The organism is Streptomyces sp. NPDC057694 (genome assembly GCF_042799415.1).
Classification (GTDB): domain Bacteria; phylum Actinomycetota; class Actinomycetes; order Streptomycetales; family Streptomycetaceae; genus Streptomyces.
Map to the genome: position 1 here is coordinate 13044 of NZ_JBHVIX010000007.1, position 18496 is coordinate 31539.

General features: G+C 70.4%; 11 protein-coding genes. 7 read left to right on the forward strand and 4 right to left on the reverse strand.

The features are described 5' to 3' along the window. Positions 1–93: 93 nt before the first annotated feature. Positions 94–795 (forward strand): ribosome hibernation-promoting factor, HPF/YfiA family, encoded by a 702-nt coding sequence (gene hpf, locus ACFVDP_RS17940; protein WP_383490457.1) that lies wholly within the window; start codon positions 94–96, stop codon positions 793–795. Positions 796–1058: 263 nt separating this feature from the next. Further along, positions 1059–1811: a response regulator gene (locus ACFVDP_RS17945; protein ID WP_383490459.1), complete on the forward strand. Its 753-nt coding sequence runs from the start codon at positions 1059–1061 to the stop codon at positions 1809–1811. Positions 1812–1888: 77 nt separating this feature from the next. Here the strand turns inward: ACFVDP_RS17945 and ACFVDP_RS17950 are convergent, their stop codons facing one another. Both ACFVDP_RS17950 and ACFVDP_RS17955 read right to left on the reverse strand, forming a co-directional pair. Further along, a complete protein-coding gene (locus tag ACFVDP_RS17950; RefSeq protein WP_383490461.1) occupies positions 1889–3073 on the reverse strand; it encodes a winged helix-turn-helix domain-containing protein in 1185 nt (394 codons plus the stop codon). Between the two features lie 308 nt (positions 3074–3381). After that, positions 3382–3954, reverse strand: coding sequence for a GNAT family N-acetyltransferase (locus ACFVDP_RS17955; protein ID WP_383490462.1), 573 nt, complete (start codon positions 3952–3954; stop codon positions 3382–3384). Between the two features lie 198 nt (positions 3955–4152). On the opposite strand from ACFVDP_RS17955, the gene secA reads away from it, so the two are divergent. Next, a complete protein-coding gene (gene secA / locus ACFVDP_RS17960; protein WP_383490464.1) occupies positions 4153–6957 on the forward strand; it encodes a preprotein translocase subunit SecA in 2805 nt (934 codons plus the stop codon). A 323-nt stretch (positions 6958–7280) separates the two neighbouring features. Here the strand turns inward: secA and ACFVDP_RS17965 are convergent, their stop codons facing one another. Continuing rightward, positions 7281–7724 (reverse strand): Rv3235 family protein, encoded by a 444-nt coding sequence (locus tag ACFVDP_RS17965; protein ID WP_383490466.1) that lies wholly within the window; start codon positions 7722–7724, stop codon positions 7281–7283. A gap of 285 nt (positions 7725–8009) precedes the next feature. Between ACFVDP_RS17965 and ACFVDP_RS17970 the strand changes: the two genes are divergently transcribed. The 3 genes from ACFVDP_RS17970 to ACFVDP_RS17980 all read left to right on the forward strand — a co-directional run bounded on the left by ACFVDP_RS17970 (position 8010) and on the right by ACFVDP_RS17980 (position 11843). Then, the gene (locus tag ACFVDP_RS17970; RefSeq protein ID WP_383490468.1) at positions 8010–8525 is read left to right on the forward strand and encodes a DUF6912 family protein; all 516 of its coding nucleotides are present in this window, start codon (positions 8010–8012) and stop codon (positions 8523–8525) included. A gap of 35 nt (positions 8526–8560) precedes the next feature. Next, positions 8561–9253 carry an HAD family hydrolase gene (locus ACFVDP_RS17975; RefSeq protein ID WP_383490470.1) on the forward strand — a complete coding sequence of 231 codons (693 nt, stop codon included), beginning with the start codon at positions 8561–8563 and terminating at the stop codon, positions 9251–9253. Between the two features lie 289 nt (positions 9254–9542). Beyond that, positions 9543–11843 (forward strand): ATP-binding protein, encoded by a 2301-nt coding sequence (locus ACFVDP_RS17980; RefSeq protein ID WP_383490472.1) that lies wholly within the window; start codon positions 9543–9545, stop codon positions 11841–11843. Between the two features lie 464 nt (positions 11844–12307). On the opposite strand, the gene ACFVDP_RS17985 is transcribed toward ACFVDP_RS17980, so the two are convergent. Beyond that, positions 12308–12874, reverse strand: a complete 567-nt coding sequence (locus ACFVDP_RS17985; protein WP_383490473.1) for a DJ-1/PfpI family protein — start codon at positions 12872–12874, stop codon at positions 12308–12310. Positions 12875–13319: 445 nt separating this feature from the next. On the opposite strand from ACFVDP_RS17985, the gene ACFVDP_RS17990 reads away from it, so the two are divergent. Then, positions 13320–18251, forward strand: a complete 4932-nt coding sequence (locus ACFVDP_RS17990; RefSeq protein WP_383490475.1) for an NAD-glutamate dehydrogenase — start codon at positions 13320–13322, stop codon at positions 18249–18251. Positions 18252–18496: the final 245 nt, after the last annotated feature.

Sequence of the window (18496 nt, forward strand, 5' to 3'; positions counted from 1 at the left end):
CACCGAGTCCGAGGCTCCGGAAGTGGCCGGAGTCGTGTGCAAGAGGGAGATGCTCCGCCGAGCGAGCGGAGTTATCCGGGAACGGAGTTCTGCGTGGACATCGTCGTCAAGGGCCGCAAGACCGAGGTACCGGAGCGGTTCCGCAAGCACGTGGCCGACAAGCTGAATCTGGAGAAGATCCAGAAGCTCGACGGCAAGGTGATCAGCCTCGACGTGGAGGTGTCCAAGGAGCCCAACCCCCGGCAGGCCGACCGTTGCGACCGCGTGGAGATCACGCTGCGTACGCGCGGACCGGTGATCCGGGCGGAGGCCGCGGCGAGCGACCCGTACGCGGCGCTCGACCTGGCCACGGAGAAGCTCGACGCGCGGCTGCGCAAGCAGCACGACAAGCGGTCGACGCGGCGTGGCACGAAGCGGATCTCGGCCGCCGAGGTCGCCGAGCACGTCCCGGACGCCGCCACGCTCAACGGGGACGGCTCGATCGCCCAGTCCGGCGACGACGCCGAGGCCGGCGGAGTGCAGACCACCAGGATCGGCTCGCTGGAGGTCCAGGGCGAAGGCCCGCTGATCGTCCGGGAGAAGACCCACGTCGCGGCACCGATGACGCTCGACCAGGCGCTCTACGAGATGGAGCTGGTCGGGCACGACTTCTACCTGTTCGTCGACGCCGAGACCAAGGAACCCAGCGTGGTCTACCGGCGCCACGCCTACGACTACGGCGTCATCCACCTCAACAGCGATCCCATGGTCGCCGACGTGCGCAGCGCCGACGCCGGGGACGCGATCGGCGGCTGAGCCCGCCCGGTCAGCCCCGCCGGCAGGCCCCTCCGCAAGCAGGACGTCCCGTCGGCAGACTGTCCGAAAACCCACTCATCCGGTGCCCCTGGAGCGTGCGTGCGCCCCCGGGGGCACCCTTGTGCGACCCCTTCGTGCACCGCTCCGTCGACGCGCGGACGCCGAGGCATGAAATCATGGCCGTGCCGGGTCAACCGGTGTGCCGGCGCCTCGGGTTGGCCCGGTACAGGAAGACGGGGCCACGGCCTTCAGGGGGAGGAACGATGGCGGACAGCTTCGGACCGATGCGGGGCGAGGGCGCCGACGCGGCCGATGGCGGCGCCGGCACGGGCCCGGACGAGGGCTCACCGCGCAAGGAGCCGATCCGGGTCCTTGTGGTGGACGACCACGCTCTGTTCCGGCGTGGTCTGGAGATCGTCCTCGCGGCCGAGGAGGACATTCAGGTCGTCGGTGAGGCGGGCGACGGCGCCGAGGCGGTGGACAAGGCGGCCGATCTGCTGCCGGACATCGTCCTCATGGACGTACGCATGCCCAAGCGCGGCGGCATCGAGGCGTGCACCTCCATCAAGGAGGTGGCGCCGAGCGCCAAAATCATCATGCTCACGATCAGCGACGAGGAAGCGGATCTCTACGACGCGATCAAGGCGGGCGCGACGGGATATCTGCTGAAGGAGATCTCGACCGACGAGGTGGCCACGGCCATTCGCGCCGTCGCCGACGGTCAGTCGCAGATCAGCCCTTCCATGGCGTCGAAGCTGCTCACCGAATTCAAGTCGATGATCCAGCGCACCGACGAGCGCCGGCTGGTGCCCGCGCCCCGGCTCACCGACCGGGAGCTGGAGGTGCTCAAGCTGGTCGCCACCGGGATGAACAACCGGGATATCGCCAAGGAACTGTTCATCTCGGAGAACACCGTGAAGAACCATGTGCGCAACATCCTGGAGAAGCTGCAGCTGCACTCCAGGATGGAGGCCGTGGTGTACGCGATGCGCGAGAAGATCCTGGAGATCCGCTAGCTGGAGATCCGGCGGCAGGGGATCGGCCGGTGGGAGATCGGCGGGCGGGGGATCCGTCGGTCGGGGCGCCGGGCGCTCTAGTCGAGGGCTCTGACGAGGTCCTGCTTCAGGGCCGGGTCCGTCATGCGCTCCACCCGGACGCTGTCGCAGCCCACCCAGCTCGCCGCTTCGACCAGGGCCTGGGCCACCGGCGCGACGGCCTTCGGGCCGTCCAGGGAGACCTGCCGGGCGACCAGGGTGGTGCCCTCGCGTGCCGGGTCGACGCGGCCCACCAGCTGCCCGCCCGCCAGGACCGGCATCGCGAAGTAGCCGTGGATCCGCTTCGGCCTGGGGACGTACGCCTCCAGGCGGTGCGTGAAGCCGAAGATCCGCTCCGTGCGCGCCCGCTCCCAGATCAGCGAGTCGAACGGGGACAGGAGCGTCGTGCGGTGGCGGCCGCGGGGTGTCGACTCCAGTGCCGCCGGGTCGGCCCAGGCCGGCTTCCCGCCCCAGCCCTCGACCGTCACCGGGACCAGACCGGTCTCCTCGATCACCGCGTCGAACTGCTCGCTCTTCAGCCGGTGGTAGTCGGCGATGTCCGAGCGGGTGCCGACGCCGAGCGCTTGGCCGGCCTGGACGACGAGTCGGCGGACGCACTCCTTGTCGTCCAGGTCGTCGTGGAGCAGATCCGCCGGGATCGCCCGCTCCGCCAGGTCGTAGACCCGCTTCCAGCCGCGGCGCTCGACGCAGACCACCTCGCCGTACATCAGCGCGCGCTCGACGGCGACCTTCGAGTCCGACCAGTCCCACCACTCGCCCTTGTTCTTCGCGCCGCCCAGCTCCGTGGCGGTCAGCGGGCCCTCGGCGCGCAGCTGCTTGATCACCTGGTCGTAGGCGCCGTCGGGGAGGTGGTGGTTCCAGTGCGGGCGGCCTCGGTAGGCGCGGCGGCGGAAGGCGAAGTGCGACCACTCCTCCACGGGGAGGATGCAGGCGGCGTGGGACCAGTACTCGAAGGCGTGGGTCTGCGTCCAGTAGGCCTGCTCGACCTTCTTGCGGCCCACCGCGCCCAGGCGCGCGTACGGGATCAGTTCGTGGGAGCGGGCCAGGACCGAGATCGTGTCGAGCTGGACCGCGCCGAGGTGGCGCAGGACTCCGCGTACGCCCGCGGCGCGGTTCGGGGCGCCTAGGAAGCCCTGGGCTCGCAGGGTGATGCGGCGGGCCTCTGTCGCGGCGAGGGCGACGGGGGTGTGGTGGGTGGGGTGGTGCGGGGCGGGCGTCGGCATGGTCGGAACCCTAGGGGGCGGCGCTGACATTTCTGGGCGGGCCGGGGCCGTGGGGGCCGCTCGGGGCTGGGGCGCGGGTCTGTCGGGGCGCCTGCCCGGCGCTTGGGGGCCGCCTTGCCCACCCTGCCGCCCTTGGCGGCAGATTGCCCAAGGCGGGGGCGGGGCGGGGGTGGGGGTCCGGCGGGTTGCCCAGGGCGGGGTGGGGTGGGGCCGGGACGCGAGAGGTTGCCCAAGGCGGGGTGGGGTGGGGCGGGGCGCGGCAGATTGCCCAAGGCGAGGGTGCAGCAGATTGCCCTTGGTGGTGGGGCTCAGTGGGGGGTTGGGAGGTAGGGGAGGGGGGTGGGGAGGGTCAGGTCCGAGGGGAGGAGGGAGGCCAGTCGGCAGTCGCGGAGGACTCCCTTGTTGAGGAGGCCCGCGCGCAGTACGCCCTCCATGGTGAAGCCGGCCTTCTCGGCGACCGTGCGCGAGCCGTGGTTGCCCACCTCGGCGCGCCATTCCAGGCGGGGGCAGGCGAGGTCCGTGAAGGCCCAGCGGGCCACTTCCAGGACCGCCTCCGTCATGTAGCCGCGGCCGCGGAACTCCTTGGCCGTCCAGAAACCCACTTCCCACGCACCCGCGCGCGGGTGGTGCAGCCCGATCGCGGCGGCGATCGGTCCCTGCTCGTCGGTCCGGACCGCGAAGGTGTACTCGGCATCGTCACGCCAGCCGTCCGCGACCACCCGGTCGATGAAGTATTCGGCGTCCACGCGCGCGTAAGGCGAGGGAATCGTGGTCCAGCGCTGGATGTCGGGGTCCTGGCAGATGGCGTGCACCTCGTCGACGTCGGCGGGGGCGAAGGTGCGCAGTCTCAGACGAGCGGTGGTCAGCGTCACGGGTTCCATCACCCGATTCTGCTCGGTGCGAGGAGGGCGCACCATCACTTTTCGTGGGGTATACCGGCACCTTCAGAGGCACCTGTGCGTTGGACCTGATGGCAGACCTCCCGGCGCGGTGGGGTCCTCGCATACGATGGCCGTTGCTCAGGCTGTCGCCCGAGTAACCGACCGTGCCAGGCCCGACCGGCAAGGAGACCAACCCCCGTGTCCGTCATCCAGAAGATCATGCGTGCAGGCGAAGGCAAGATCCTGCGCAAGCTGCACCGCATCGCGGACCAGGTCAACTCCATCGAAGAGGATTTCGAAAGCCTCTCCGACGCCGAGCTGCGCGCGCTTACGGACGAGTACAAGCAGCGCCTCGAGGACGGCGAGACCCTCGACGACCTGCTGCCCGAGGCGTTCGCGACCGTCCGTGAGGCCTCCCGGCGTGTCCTGGGCCAGCGCCCCTACGACGTGCAGCTGATGGGTGGCGCCGCCCTCCACCTGGGCTACGTCGCCGAGATGAAGACCGGTGAGGGCAAGACCCTGGTCGGCACGCTGCCGACGTATCTGAACGCGCTGTCCGGCAAGGGCGTCCACCTGATCACGGTGAACGACTACCTGGCCGAGCGCGACTCCGAGATGATGGGCCGCGTCCACAAGTTCCTGGGCCTCACCGTGGGCTGCATCCTGGCGAACATGACGCCGGCCCAGCGCCGCGAGCAGTACAACTGCGACATCACCTACGGAACGAACAACGAGTTCGGCTTCGACTACCTCCGCGACAACATGGCGTGGTCCCAGGACGAGCTCGTCCAGCGCGGCCACAACTTCGCGGTGGTCGACGAGGTCGACTCCATCCTCGTCGACGAGGCCCGTACGCCGCTGATCATCTCCGGTCCGGCGGACCAGGCCACCAAGTGGTACGGCGACTTCGCCAAGCTGGTCACCCGCCTGACCAAGGGCGAGGCCGGCAACACCATGAAGGGCATCGAGGAGACCGGCGACTACGAGGTCGACGAGAAGAAGCGCACCGTCGCCATCCACGAGCCGGGCGTCTCCAAGGTCGAGGACTGGCTGGGCATCGACAATCTGTACGAGTCGGTGAACACCCCGCTGGTGGGTTACCTGAACAACGCCATCAAGGCCAAGGAACTCTTCAAGAAGGACAAGGACTACGTCGTCATCGACGGCGAAGTCATGATCGTCGACGAGCACACCGGCCGTATCCTCGCGGGCCGCCGCTACAACGAGGGCATGCACCAGGCGATCGAGGCGAAGGAAGGGGTGGACATCAAGGACGAGAACCAGACCCTGGCGACCATCACCCTTCAGAACTTCTTCCGCCTCTACGACAAGCTCTCCGGCATGACCGGTACGGCGATGACCGAGGCCGCCGAGTTCCACCAGATCTACAAGCTGGGCGTCGTCCCGATCCCGACGAACAGGCCGATGGTCCGCAAGGACCAGGCGGACCTGATCTACCGGACCGAGGTCGCCAAGTTCGACGCGGTCGTCGACGACATCGCGGAGAAGCACGAGAAGGGCCAGCCGATCCTCGTCGGTACGACGTCGGTCGAGAAGTCCGAGTACCTCTCGCAGCAGCTCTCCAAGCGCGGTATCCAGCACGAGGTGCTCAACGCCAAGCAGCACGACCGTGAGGCGCCGATCATCGCGCAGGCCGGCCGCAAGGGCGCCGTCACCGTCGCCACGAACATGGCCGGCCGTGGTACCGACATCAAGCTCGGCGGCAACCCCGACGACCTCGCCGAGGCCGAGCTGCGCCAGGCGGGCCTCGACCCGGTCGAGCACGTCGAGGAGTGGGCCGCGGCCCTGCCCGCCGCGCTGGAGAAGGCCGAGCAGGCCGTCAAGGCCGAGTTCGAAGAGGTCAAGGACCTCGGCGGGCTGTACGTGCTGGGCACCGAGCGGCACGAGTCGCGGCGTATCGACAACCAGCTGCGCGGTCGTTCCGGCCGTCAGGGCGACCCCGGCGAGTCGCGCTTCTACCTGTCGCTCGGCGACGACCTGATGCGGCTGTTCAAGGCGCAGATGGTCGAGCGCGTGATGTCGATGGCGAATGTGCCGGACGACGTCCCGATCGAGAACAAGATGGTCACGCGTGCGATTGCTTCCGCGCAGTCGCAGGTCGAGCAGCAGAACTTCGAGACGCGTAAGAACGTCCTGAAGTACGACGAGGTGCTCAACCGCCAGCGCGAGGTCATCTACGGCGAGCGCCGCCGCGTCCTGGAGGGTGAGGACCTGCAGGAGCAGGTCGTGCACTTCATGGACGACACCATCGACGAGTACATCGGCGCCGAGACCGCCGAGGGCTTCGCCGAGGACTGGGACCTCGACCGGCTGTGGGGCGCCTTCAAGCAGCTCTACCCGATCAAGGTGACGGTGGAGGAGCTGGAGGACGAGGCCGGGGACCGTGCCGGGCTCACCGCCGAGTTCATCGGTGACGCCGTCAAGGACGACATCCACGCGCAGTACGAGGAGCGCGAGGAGCAGCTCGGCTCCGAGATCATGCGTGAGCTGGAGCGCCGGGTCGTGCTCTCCGTGCTCGACCGCAAGTGGCGTGAGCACCTCTACGAGATGGACTATCTCCAGGAGGGCATCGGGCTGCGCGCCATGGCGCAGAAGGACCCGCTGGTCGAGTACCAGCGCGAGGGCTTCGACATGTTCACCGCCATGATGGAGGGCATCAAGGAGGAGTCCGTCGGCTACCTGTTCAACCTGGAGGTCCAGGTCGAGCAGCAGGTCGAGGAGGTCCCGGTGGAGGACGCCGCGCCCGCCACGTCCCTGGACAAGGAGGACGCGGTGCCGGCGCAGGTCCGTCCGGAGATCCGGGCCAAGGGGCTCGACGCTCCGCAGCGGCCCGACCGGCTGCACTTCCAGGCGCCGAACGCCGAGGGTGGGGTCGACGAGGGTGACTTCGTCACCGAGGGCGGGCCTACTCGGTCCTCCGCCGATGGTCTGACGCGGGCCGAGCGTCGTAAGCAGCAGAAGGGGCGGCGTCGCAAGAAGTGACGCTGCTTGTGTGAAGGGCCGGGCGCCGGGTGGTTGGGCGCCCGGCCCTTTGCGTTGTGCTGCGCTCGCTCTGGTTGTTGTCGGGTGCGGGGCTCGTCGTGGCTGGGCGCGCAGTTCCCCGCGCCCCTGGGTTGTCGGTCGGCTGACGGCCGGTGGGGCTTCTCGCGCAGTTCCCCGCGCCCCTGAGGTGGGCGGCTTCGCCGTCACCTCCCCCCTCGCGCAGTTCCCCGCGCCTCTGGGTCGGTGGTCGGCTGCGGCCCGGTGGCCGCTTCTCGCGCAGTTCCCCGCGCCCCTGAGGTGGGCGGCTTCGCCGTCACCTCGCCTTACGGGGCTTCGGGTTCTCTTGGGGTGCGGCCGTCCAGGTCTACTGCTGTGCAGCGCCAGCGGAGGTCCTCGGCGCGGGTCAGGCGGAAGGCCAGGGCGTGCAGGCGGGGGCCGACCGCGATGCGGGCGAAGACCTCGTAGGTGTCGGTGTCGGGCTCGTAGTGGCCCACGTCGTGGATCCTCGGGCTCGGGCCCGAGCGGGCCAGTGGGCGGTGGGCCAGGAGCCAGAGCAGGTCCTCGAAGGCGTGGCCCCTGCTGTGCCGGGCGAACCAGACCGCGGGGCGATGGCCGGCCAGGACCAGCAGGAGCAGGTCGGTGAAGTGTTCGGCGGGGTGCGGCGGCGCCTGCGGCCGTACCCGGGGCGGGGCGGGGCGCCGGGTGTCCCTTCGGGCGGGGGGACGGCTGGTTCGAACGGGGCCTCGCCTGGAAAGCACCTTCTGCACGTCGCCTCCGGATTGATACCAGTCGGTAACTCTTCGTGATCACCTTCTACGAGGTCGGGCAACGGCTCCGCAAGAGTCGGCGGAGGGGCCTGGAGGGGTGCCGGGGATTCACTTATCCGGGTGACGGCGGGGTGCGCGAGGCCCGTGTGGCGGGGTGGGGCCGGGGGGCGCGGTGGAGCAGGGGTGACGGGGGTGTAGGAGGTGGGCGGCAGCCCGAAAGGGGACTCCCGCACGTATCCTGAAGGCCTCCCGGACGATCACCGACGACTACGAAAGCGGACCGTCATGCGCGTGTACGTACCTCTCTCCCTGCCGCGACTCGCTCAGGCGTACCAGGCGGGCGAGCTGGGGCCCGCGCCGCTCACCGCCTTCGCCGTCACGCCCGCGCTGCGCGAGTGGTACCTGTCGGACGACATCGAGGAGCTGGAGTACGCCGCCCTCAACCGGGCGGGGCTCGCCTCCCTGCGGATGCTCGCGGGCGAGCCGGACGCGCCGCGCCGCCGGGTCGTCGTGGCCGTCGACGTCGCGGACCGGGTCGCCGTCGCCGATCCCGACCGGGGCCTCGACCCCGGCGCGCTCGGTGAGGTCACCGTGCGCGAGGTCGTGCCGCTGGCCAAGGCCGCCGCCGTACATGTGGACGCCGACGACGCGGAGGCCGATGTCGCGGCCGCCGCCGACGCGCTGGGCGCGGCCGATCACGGTGACGACGACGCCCAGTTCGTCGTGGACGGCGCCGAGGATCACGAGCTGCTGTGGTTCGCGACGCAGGAGATCGCCAACCTGGTCGGCCAGGGCGACTGAATCGGGGCCGGTCCGTGCGGGGTACGTTTCGCCGTATGGGGAAGCACATAGCCGGGGGCTCGTTCGGCCCGTCCGCCGGACACATCGTCTGGGACTGGAACGGGACGCTGTTCCACGACATCGACGCCGTCATCCACGCCACCAACGCCGCGTTCGGGGAGCTCGGGCTCGCGCCGATCACGCTGGAGAAGTACCGCGCGCTGTACTGCGTACCGGTTCCGAAGTTCTACGAGCGGCTCATGGGCCGGCTGCCCACCGAGGCCGAGTGGCTCGTCATGGACGAGGTCTTCCACCGGCACTACGCGCGGCACTCCGTGGACTGCCGGCTCGCCGACGGCGTGGAGCCGCTGCTCGCCGGGTGGCAGGAGGCCGGGCGCAGCCAGTCCATTCTCAGCATGTACGGGCATGAGGAACTGGTGCCGTTGGTGCGGCAGTTCGGGATCGCCGAGCGGTTCGTGCGGGTGGACGGGCGGGTCGGGCCCTCCGGGGGGAGCAAGGCCGAGCACATGGTGCGGCATCTGGGGGCGCTGGAGAAGGTGGCCGGGATCGCGCCCGAGCAGGTCGTTGTCATCGGGGATGCGGCTGATGACGCGGTGGCGGCGTTGGCTGCCGGGGCGCGGGCCGTGCTTTATACCGGGGGGTCGCACGGGCGGGCCAGTCTTGAAGGGGTGGGGGCGCCGGTGGTGGATTCGTTGGCGGAGGCCGTGCGGGTCGCTTCCGCGGGGTAGCGGGTGGGGGTGGTGGGGCGGTGCGGCTTTCGTCGTGGCTGGTTGCGCAGTTCCCCGCGCCCCTTGCGGGGCTTCTCGCGCAGTTCCTCGCGCCCCTGAAAGATCTGCGTCTGCCTTGTGGGGGTTCGTTGCCAGGTGCGGGACGTGGCCGCTTCTCGCGCAGTTCCTCGCGCCCCTGAGTTGCGCACTTCGTGCGGCATCTCATCCGGCTTCTTGCTCACGCTCCGCTTGTGGCTGCGTACGCTTGGTGGGAGTGGTGGCTTGACGGGACACAGTGGGGGAGTGGGGCATGGGGTTCGGGTTCGGGCAGCGGCGTGGTGGTCAGCTTCCGGTCGAGGTGACCCCGTTCGTCGGTAGGGCGGCCGAACTCGCCCAGGTGCGGGCGGCGTTCGCGGGGGCCAGACTCGTCACGCTCGTCGGGCCCGGGGGTGTGGGCAAGAGCCGTACGGCGTTGCGGGGCGCGGCGGAGCTGGCGGGTGGGTTCGCGGACGGGGTGGTGCTCGTCGAGCTGAGTGCGCTGCGCGATCCCGAGCTGATTCCGGTGACGCTCGCTGCGGTGCTCGAACTGCCCGAGCAGGCGGGGATGGAGCCGCTCGATGCCGTTGTCGCCCATCTGCAGGGGCGGCGGATGCTCGTCGTGCTCGACACGTGTGAGCATCTCGTCGACGCGTGCGCCATGCTCGCCGACGTGCTGCTGCGGGAGGCGGCCGGGGTGCAGGTGCTGGCCACCAGCCGGCAGCCGCTCGACGTGCCGGGCGAGCACTGCGTGCCCATCGCGCCGCTGGAGCCCGACGACGCCCTGGAGCTGTTCGTGCAGCGGGCCGCCGCGGTGGTGCCCGGGTTCGCCGTGCACGACGGCAATCGGGAGCAACTGGCCGCGCTGGCGAAGAGGCTGGACGGCATTCCGCTCGCCCTGGAGCTGGCCGCCGTGCGGCTGCGGGCGGTCTCCCTGGAGCAGTTGGTGGAGCGGCTCGGGCAGCGGTTCGAGGTGCTGACCGGGGGGCGGAGGACCGCGCTGACCCGGCACCAGACGTTGCGTACGGCCATCGGCTGGTCCCACGAGCTGTGCACCCCGCGCGAGCGGCTGCTGTGGGCGCGGCTCTCGGTCTTCGCCGGGTCCTTCGAGCTGCGGGCCGCCGAATTCGTGTGCGCGGGCGAGGAGTTGTCCGGCGGTGAGGTGCTGGAGTGCCTCATCGGGCTCGTCGACAAGTCCGTCGTGCAGCGGCTCGGGGTGGACGGCAGCCGCTACCGGCTGCTCGACACCATCCGTGAGTACGGCGCCGAATGGCTCGTGGAGTCCGGCCGGGCGGACACCGTGCGGGCCCGGCACTTCGCGTACTACCGGGATCTCGGGCAGCGCTACTGGGACGAGTTCCTCACCCCGGCGCAGCCCGTCCTGCACCGGGCGCTGCGCACCGAGAGCGCCGATGTGCGGTGTGCGCTCGACTACGCGTACGGCTCGGCCGAGCTGGCCCCGCAGGGGCTGTGGCTGGCCTCGCAGCTCGGGCCGTACTGGCGGGCGCTCGGCGCGCTGTCCGAGGGGCGGTACTGGATCGAGAAGGGGCTCGCACCCCTCGGTGAGGTGGGGGACGAGCAGGCCTGGGGCCGGTTCATGATGGCGCTGTTCTCGGTGTGGACCGGGGACCTGCCGACCGCGCTCGAACTGTTCCACCGCGCGCTCCGGATCGCCAGGGACGCCGGAAACGACCGCGTCGAGCTGTTCTGCGACGCGTATCTCGGCGGGCTCGGCGCGCTGTGCGGGGAGCCGGACGGGCTGACCGCGCTGGAGGACGCCCGGCAGCGGATCCTGGCGCGCGGCGACGGGCTCGGCACGGCCGTCGTCCACTACGAGGGCGCGCTGGTGCTCGGCGTGCTCGGCGATGCGGAGGCCGCCCTGGAGTGGTGCCGTACCGGGCTCGCCTACCTGGAAGGCACCGGGGAGCGCCAGATGTACGCGTCGACGCTCACCGTGCAGGGGCTGATCCTGTGGCTCTCCGGGGAGCGCGAGGAGGCCGTCGGGCTGCTGGGGCGGGCCCTGGAGGCCGCCGCGGAGATCGACGAGATCCTGGTCGCCGCCATGTGCTGCCTGATGCTCGCCTGGTCCGCGTCGTCCGAGGAGCGGCATGTGCGGGCCGCCTGGCTGCTGGGCTACGCGGAGAACGCGCGGCGGCTCGGCGGCGGCGACCCCGTCGGCATGCTGCCCTCGCTCTTCGACGAGCAGGAGGCCGTGCGGGCCGGGCTGCGGCGGGCGCTGGGCGACGAGGAGTACGAGCGGTGGCACGGGGTCGGGGCGCGGCTGTCCGGGGCGCAGGTGCTGGCCGCTGTGCGGGAGGGGGCCGACGTGCCCGGTGACCGGGTGCCGGCGGCGCGCGGGGGTGGCGTGGACGCTCTGACGCGGCGGGAGCGGGAGGTGGCCGCGCTGGTGGCGCAGGGGTTGTCCAATCGGGAGATCGCGGAGCAGTTGGTGATCTCCAAGCGGACTGCTGATGCGCATGTGGAGCATATTTTGGCGAAGTTGGGGGTGGGGTCGCGGACGGAGGTCGCCGCGATTGCCTCCGGCGGGGAGCGGGTTCAGCGTTCGGGGGGCTGATTTCTGGCGGGGTGAGGGGTGCGTTGTCGGGTGCCGGTTCGTCGTGGCTGGTCGCGCAGTTCCCCGCGCCCCTATCGGGGCTTCTCGCGCCCCGCGGCGGAGCCGCTGATGGATACAGTCCCGCGCCCCTTACGGGGCTGGTCGCGTCCCGCGGCGGAGCCGCTGATGGATGCAGCCCCGCGCCCCTATCGGGGCTTCTCCTAGGTATACCGAGACCGGCCGAGCCCCCTCACATGCGTATACCGGTCTCCCCGGATACCGATGTCGTCGGAGGGCGGGGCCCGGTTAGGTAGGGGTGTGCCGTGGGTTTTCGGGAGATGCGGTGCGGCGGAGCGTCGGGCAGTAATGGTCAACTCCCCACGGCTGTCGTGGCAACGGCCCTCCGTCGTGGCGCCCGGGATACGGCACACCTCGGTGGCTGCCCTCGTCGGCGGGGCAGCCACCGCACAGGCGTACAGGTGGGATCAGACCGCCGGGGCCTTCGCCCGCAGGACCGTCAGGAACTCCCGCATCCACGCCGCGTGGTCCGGCCAGGCGCGGGACGAGACCAGGGTGCCGTCGACGACCGCCTCGGTGTCCTGGAACGTGGCGCCCGCCGCCTGCATGTCCGGTTCGAGGGCCGGGTACGCCGTGACCCGGCGGCCCCGCAGACCGTCCACCGACGCCGTCAGGAGCGGGCCGTGGCAGATCTGGGCGATCGGCTTGTCGGTGTCGAAGAACGCCTTGACGATCTTGCGCAGCTCGGCGTCGCCGCGCAGGTACTCGGGTGCGCGGCCGCCCGGGATCACCAGAGCGGCGTACTGGCCCGGGTCGACTTCGGAGAAGGCCAGATCGGCCGGCCAGGTGTATCCCGGCTTCTCCGTGTACGTGTCGAAGCCGGGCTCGAAGTCGTGGATCACGAAGCGGAGCTTCTTGCGGGTGGGGGCCGCGATGTGGACCTCGTAACCCTCTTCGAGGAGGCGCTGGTACGGGTACAGGACCTCCAGCGACTCCGCCGCGTCGCCGGTCACGATCAGGATCTTGAGTGCCATCGGTCACACGCTCCCGTGTCGGTCGTGCGCTGTGCGGGCCGAATCCGCCCGGTGCCCAACGTGCCGCTGCCTGGGACTCCTGACAAGAGGGGCCGTTCTGTGCAGAGTGTCAAAGTTCGGCCACCGGTTTTGTACACATGCGGCTCATGACGTGCCCCCCGTCAGGAGCGATAGCCTGGTCCCGTGATCAGCGCGATATCTCGCGGGGGCATCGTCGCCCCCTGCCCGCGCCGGGAGAAGACGGACCGCCACAGCGGCCGCCCCCGGCGCTCGGACGCCGATCATTTCCGGCGGATGGCCAGTTCGTTGAAAATGGCGCATTACCGTCCGCTCTTCTCTCAATCCGGCATAACGTCGAAGGCGACCGGACACCCCGCGTCGCGGCGTTACGTCGAGCCAAACACGTCTACGTCACGCAACGGCGCGCGACAGGAGCCAGAGGACAATGCAGACCAAGCTGGACGAAGCCAAGGCCGAGCTGCTCGCGCGGGCCGCCCGGGTAGCTGAGAACAGCCCGGTAGGGGGGCACCTACCGACGGGCGAGAGCACTCCTGATCAGGACACCGTGCTCACGTTCCTCCAGCGCTACTACCTGCACACCGCGCCCGAGGACCTGGCCGACCGCGACCCGGTCGACGTCTTCGGAGCCGCCTACTCGCACTACCGGCTCGCCGAGAACCGGCCACAGGGCACCGCGAGCGTGCGGGTGCACACCCCTACCGTCGAGGAGAACGGCTGGACCTGCAGCCACTCCGTCGTCGAGGTCGTCACCGACGACATGCCGTTCCTCGTGGACTCCGTGACCAATGAGCTGTCGCGGCAGGGCCGGGGCATCCACGTCGTCATCCACCCGCAGGTCGTCGTGCGGCGCGACGTCGCCGGCAAGCTCCTCGAAGTGCTGCCGGCCGGGACCACCGCCGAGGGCCACGACGTGCTCACCGAGTCGTGGATCCATGTCGAGATGGACCGCGAGACCGACCGCGCCGATCTGAAGCAGATCACCACCGACCTGCTCCGGGTCCTGTCCGACGTGCGCGAGTGCGTCGAGGACTGGGACAAGATGCGCGACGCGGCGCTGCGCATCGCCGACGAGCTGCCGAGCGAGCCCACCGCCGGTGACCTGCGCGACCAGGAGGTCGAGGAGGCCCGCGAGCTGCTGCGCTGGCTCTCCGCCGACCACTACACCTTCCTGGGCTACCGCGAGTACGACCTCACCGACGACGACTCGCTCACCGCCGTCCCGGGCACCGGCCTCGGCATCCTGCGGGCCGACCCGCAGCACGACGCCGACGACCACCACCCCGTGTCGCCGTCCTTCAACCGGCTGCCCGACGACGCCCGCGCCAAGGCCCGCGAGCACCGTCTCCTGGTCCTGACCAAGGCCAACAGCCGCGCCACCGTGCACCGGCCGTCCTACCTCGACTACGTCGGCGTGAAGAAGTTCGACGAGAAGGGGAACGTGGTCGGCGAGCGCCGCTTCCTGGGGCTCTTCTCCTCCGCCGCGTACACCGAGTCGGTCCGTCGGGTCCCCGTCGTGCGCCGCAAGGTCGCCGAGGTCCTCCGGGGCGCGGGCTTCTCGCCCAACAGCCACGACGGCCGCGACCTGCTCCAGATCCTGGAGACGTACCCGCGCGACGAGCTGTTCCAGACCCCGGCCGACGAGCTGCGGTCCATCGTCACGTCCGTGCTGTACCTCCAGGAGCGGCGCCGGCTGCGCCTGTACCTGCGCAAGGACGAGTACGGGCGTTACTACTCGGCCCTCGTCTACCTGCCCCGCGACCGGTACACCACCGGTGTCCGGCTGCGGATCATCGACATCCTCAAGGAGGAGCTGGCCGGTACCAGCGTCGACTTCACCGCCTGGAACACCGAGTCGATCCTGTCCCGGCTGCACTTCGTCGTCCGCGTCGCGCCCGGCACCGAGCTGCCCGAGCTGACCGACGCCGACTCGGACCGCATCGAGGCCCGGCTCGTCGAGGCCGCCCGCTCCTGGGCCGACGGCTTCGCCGAGGCGCTCAACGCCGAGTGCGGCGAGGAACGCGCCGCCGAGCTGCTGCGCCGCTACGGCCAGGCCTTCCCCGAGGGCTACAAGGCCGACCACACGCCGCGCGCCGCCGTCGCCGACCTGGTCCACCTGGAGCAGCTCAGCCACGGCGACCGCGAGGGCAAGGACTTCGCGCTCTCGCTGTACGAGCCCGTGGGCGCCGCTCCCGGCGAGCGCCGCTTCAAGATCTACCGGACCGGTTCGCCCGTCTCGCTCTCCGCCGTCCTGCCGGTGCTCCAGCGGCTGGGCGTCGAGGTGACCGACGAGCGCCCGTACGAGCTGCGCTGCGCCGACCGTCCGACCGCGTGGATCTACGACTTCGGGCTGCGCATGCCGATGCCGGGCAACGGCAGCGGCGGCGAGCTGGGCGCCGACGGCCGCGAGCGGTTCCAGGAGGCGTTCGCCGCGACCTGGACCGGGCTCGCCGAGAACGACGGCTTCAACGCGCTGGTCCTGGGCGCCGGGCTGAACTGGCGGCAGGCGATGGTGCTGCGCGCGTACGCCAAGTACCTGCGCCAGGCCGGCTCCACCTTCAGCCAGGACTACATGGAGGACACCCTCCGCAACAACGTGCACACCACGCGCCTGCTGGTGTCGCTGTTCGAGGCGCGGATGTCGCCCGAGCGGCAGCGCGCGGGGACCGAGCTGATCGACGGGCTCCTCGAAGAGCTCGACGGCGCCCTCGACCAGGTCGCCAGCCTCGACGAGGACCGCATCCTGCGCTCCTTCCTCACCGTCATCAAGGCGACCCTGCGCACGAACTTCTTCCAGAGGACGACGGACGGCACCCCGCACTCGTACGTCTCCATGAAGTTCGACCCGCAGGCCATCCCGGACCTGCCCGCGCCGCGCCCCGCCTTCGAGATCTGGGTGTACTCGCCGCGCGTCGAGGGTGTCCATCTGCGCTTCGGCAAGGTCGCCCGCGGCGGTCTGCGCTGGTCCGACCGGCGCGAGGACTTCCGCACGGAGATCCTCGGCCTGGTCAAGGCGCAGATGGTGAAGAACACCGTCATCGTGCCGGTCGGCGCCAAGGGCGGCTTCGTCGCCAAGCAGCTGCCCGACCCGGCCGTCGACCGGGACGCCTGGATGGCCGAGGGCATCGCGTCGTACAAGACCTTCATCTCGGCGCTGCTCGACATCACCGACAACCTCGTCGCCGGTGAGGTCGTGCCCCCGGCCGACGTCGTGCGGCACGACGAGGACGACACCTACCTGGTGGTCGCGGCCGACAAGGGCACCGCGTCGTTCTCCGACATCGCCAACGGGGTCGCGGAGTCGTACGACTTCTGGCTGGGCGACGCCTTCGCGTCCGGTGGCTCGGCCGGGTACGACCACAAGGGCATGGGCATCACCGCGCGCGGCGCCTGGGAGTCCGTCAAGCGGCACTTCCGTGAGCTGGGCGTCGACTCGCAGTCCGAGGACTTCACGGTCGTCGGCGTCGGCGACATGAGCGGTGACGTGTTCGGCAACGGCATGCTGCTCTCCGAGCACATCCGCCTGGTCGCCGCCTTCGACCACCGGCACATCTTCATCGACCCGAGGCCGAACGCGGAGACGTCGTACGCCGAGCGCCGCCGCATGTTCGAGCTGCCGCGCTCGTCGTGGGCGGAGTACGACAAGGAGCTGATCTCGGCCGGCGGCGGCGTCTTCCCGCGCTCCGCCAAGTCGATCCAGCTCAACGCGCACATCCGCGAGGCCCTCGGCATCGCGTCCGGCCAGGCCAAGATGACCCCGGCCGAGCTGATGAAGGCGATCCTCCAGGCGCCGGTCGACCTGCTGTGGAACGGCGGCATCGGTACGTACGTGAAGTCGTCGGTGGAGTCGAACGCGGACGTCGGCGACAAGGCCAACGACGCGATCCGGGTCGACGGCCAGGACGTGCGCGCCCGCGTCATCGGCGAGGGCGGCAACCTCGGCGCGACCCAGCTGGGCCGCATCGAGTTCGCCCGCACCGGCGGCAAGGTCAACACCGACGCCATCGACAACAGCGCGGGCGTGAACACGTCCGACGTCGAGGTCAACATCAAGATCCTGCTCAACGGCCTGGTCTCCGAAGGGGACATGACCGTCAAGCAGCGCAACAAGCTGCTGGCCGCGATGACCGACGAGGTCGGCCACCTGGTGCTGCGCAACAACTACGCGCAGAACACCGCGCTGGGCAACGCCGAGGCGCAGTCGTCGTCCCTGCTCCACGCCCACCAGCGCTTCATGCGCCGGCTCGGCAAGCAGGGCCACCTCGACCGCGGCCTGGAGTTCCTGCCGAACGACCGGCAGATCAAGGAACTCCTCAACAACGGGCGCGGGCTGAGCCAGCCCGAGCTGGCCGTCCTCCTCGCGTACACGAAGATCACGGCCGCCGACGAGCTGATCCAGACGACGCTGCCCGACGACGCGTACCTGCGCCGGCTGCTGCACGCGTACTTCCCGCAAGAGCTGCGCGAGAAGTACGGGGAGGCGATCGACGGGCACGCGCTGCGCCGCGAGATCATCACGACGGTGTTGGTCAACGACACGGTGAACACCGGTGGTTCGACGTTCCTGCACCGGCTGCGCGAGGAGACCGGTGCCTCCCTCGAAGAGATCGTGCGGGCGCAGCTCGCCGCGCGCGAGATCTTCGGCCTGAGCGAGGTCTGGGACGCGGTGGAGGCGCTGGACAACACCGTCGCCGCCGATGTCCAGACCCGGATCCGGCTGCACTCGCGGCGGCTCGTCGAGCGCGGCTCCCGCTGGCTGCTGAACAACCGGCCGCAGCCGCTCCAGCTCGCCGAGACGATCGACTTCTTCCGGGACGGTGTCGCCGAGACGTGGGCCTCGCTGCCGAAGATGCTGCGCGGCGCGGACGCCGAGTGGTACCAGTCGATCTTCGACGAGCTGACCGGCGCCGGAGTCCCGGAGGAGCTCGCGCGGCGGGTCGCCGGGTTCTCCTCGGCGTTCCCGGCGCTGGACATCGTGCAGATCGCGGACCGGATGGGCAAGGAGGCGCTGGACGTCGCCGAGGTGTACTACGACCTCGGCGACCGGCTCGGCATCACCCAGCTCATGGACCGGATCATCGAACTCCCGCGGGCCGACCGCTGGCAGTCGATGGCCCGCGCCTCGATCCGCGAGGACCTCTACGCGGCGCACGCGGCCCTGACCGCCGACGTGCTCGCGGTGGGCAACGGCAGCTCGACGCCGGAGCAGCGGTTCAAGGCGTGGGAGGAGAAGAACGCGGCGATCCTGGGCCGGGCGCGCACGACCCTGGAGGAGATCCAGGGCTCGGACGCCTTCGACCTGGCGAACCTGTCGGTGGCGATGCGCACCATGCGCACGCTGCTGCGCACGCACTCGTGACGCGTCGGGCGTAGCCCGTACGTCCACCAGGGGCGCCCCGGACCGAACCGGTCCGGGGCGCCCTTGTGTCATGTCGTCGCCGTGTCATCTGCCGTTCCACGCGGCGCAGTTGGCGCGCGGCGGGCGTCGCCGACCGGGTTCGTCGCCGTATTCTGCCCCTGTTCTTGGCGTGCTCTTGCCTGCCTCCTGACGTCGTCCGGCTTGATGGACTCCCTGCACCCGGGCCACGTCTCGGGGCAATGCGG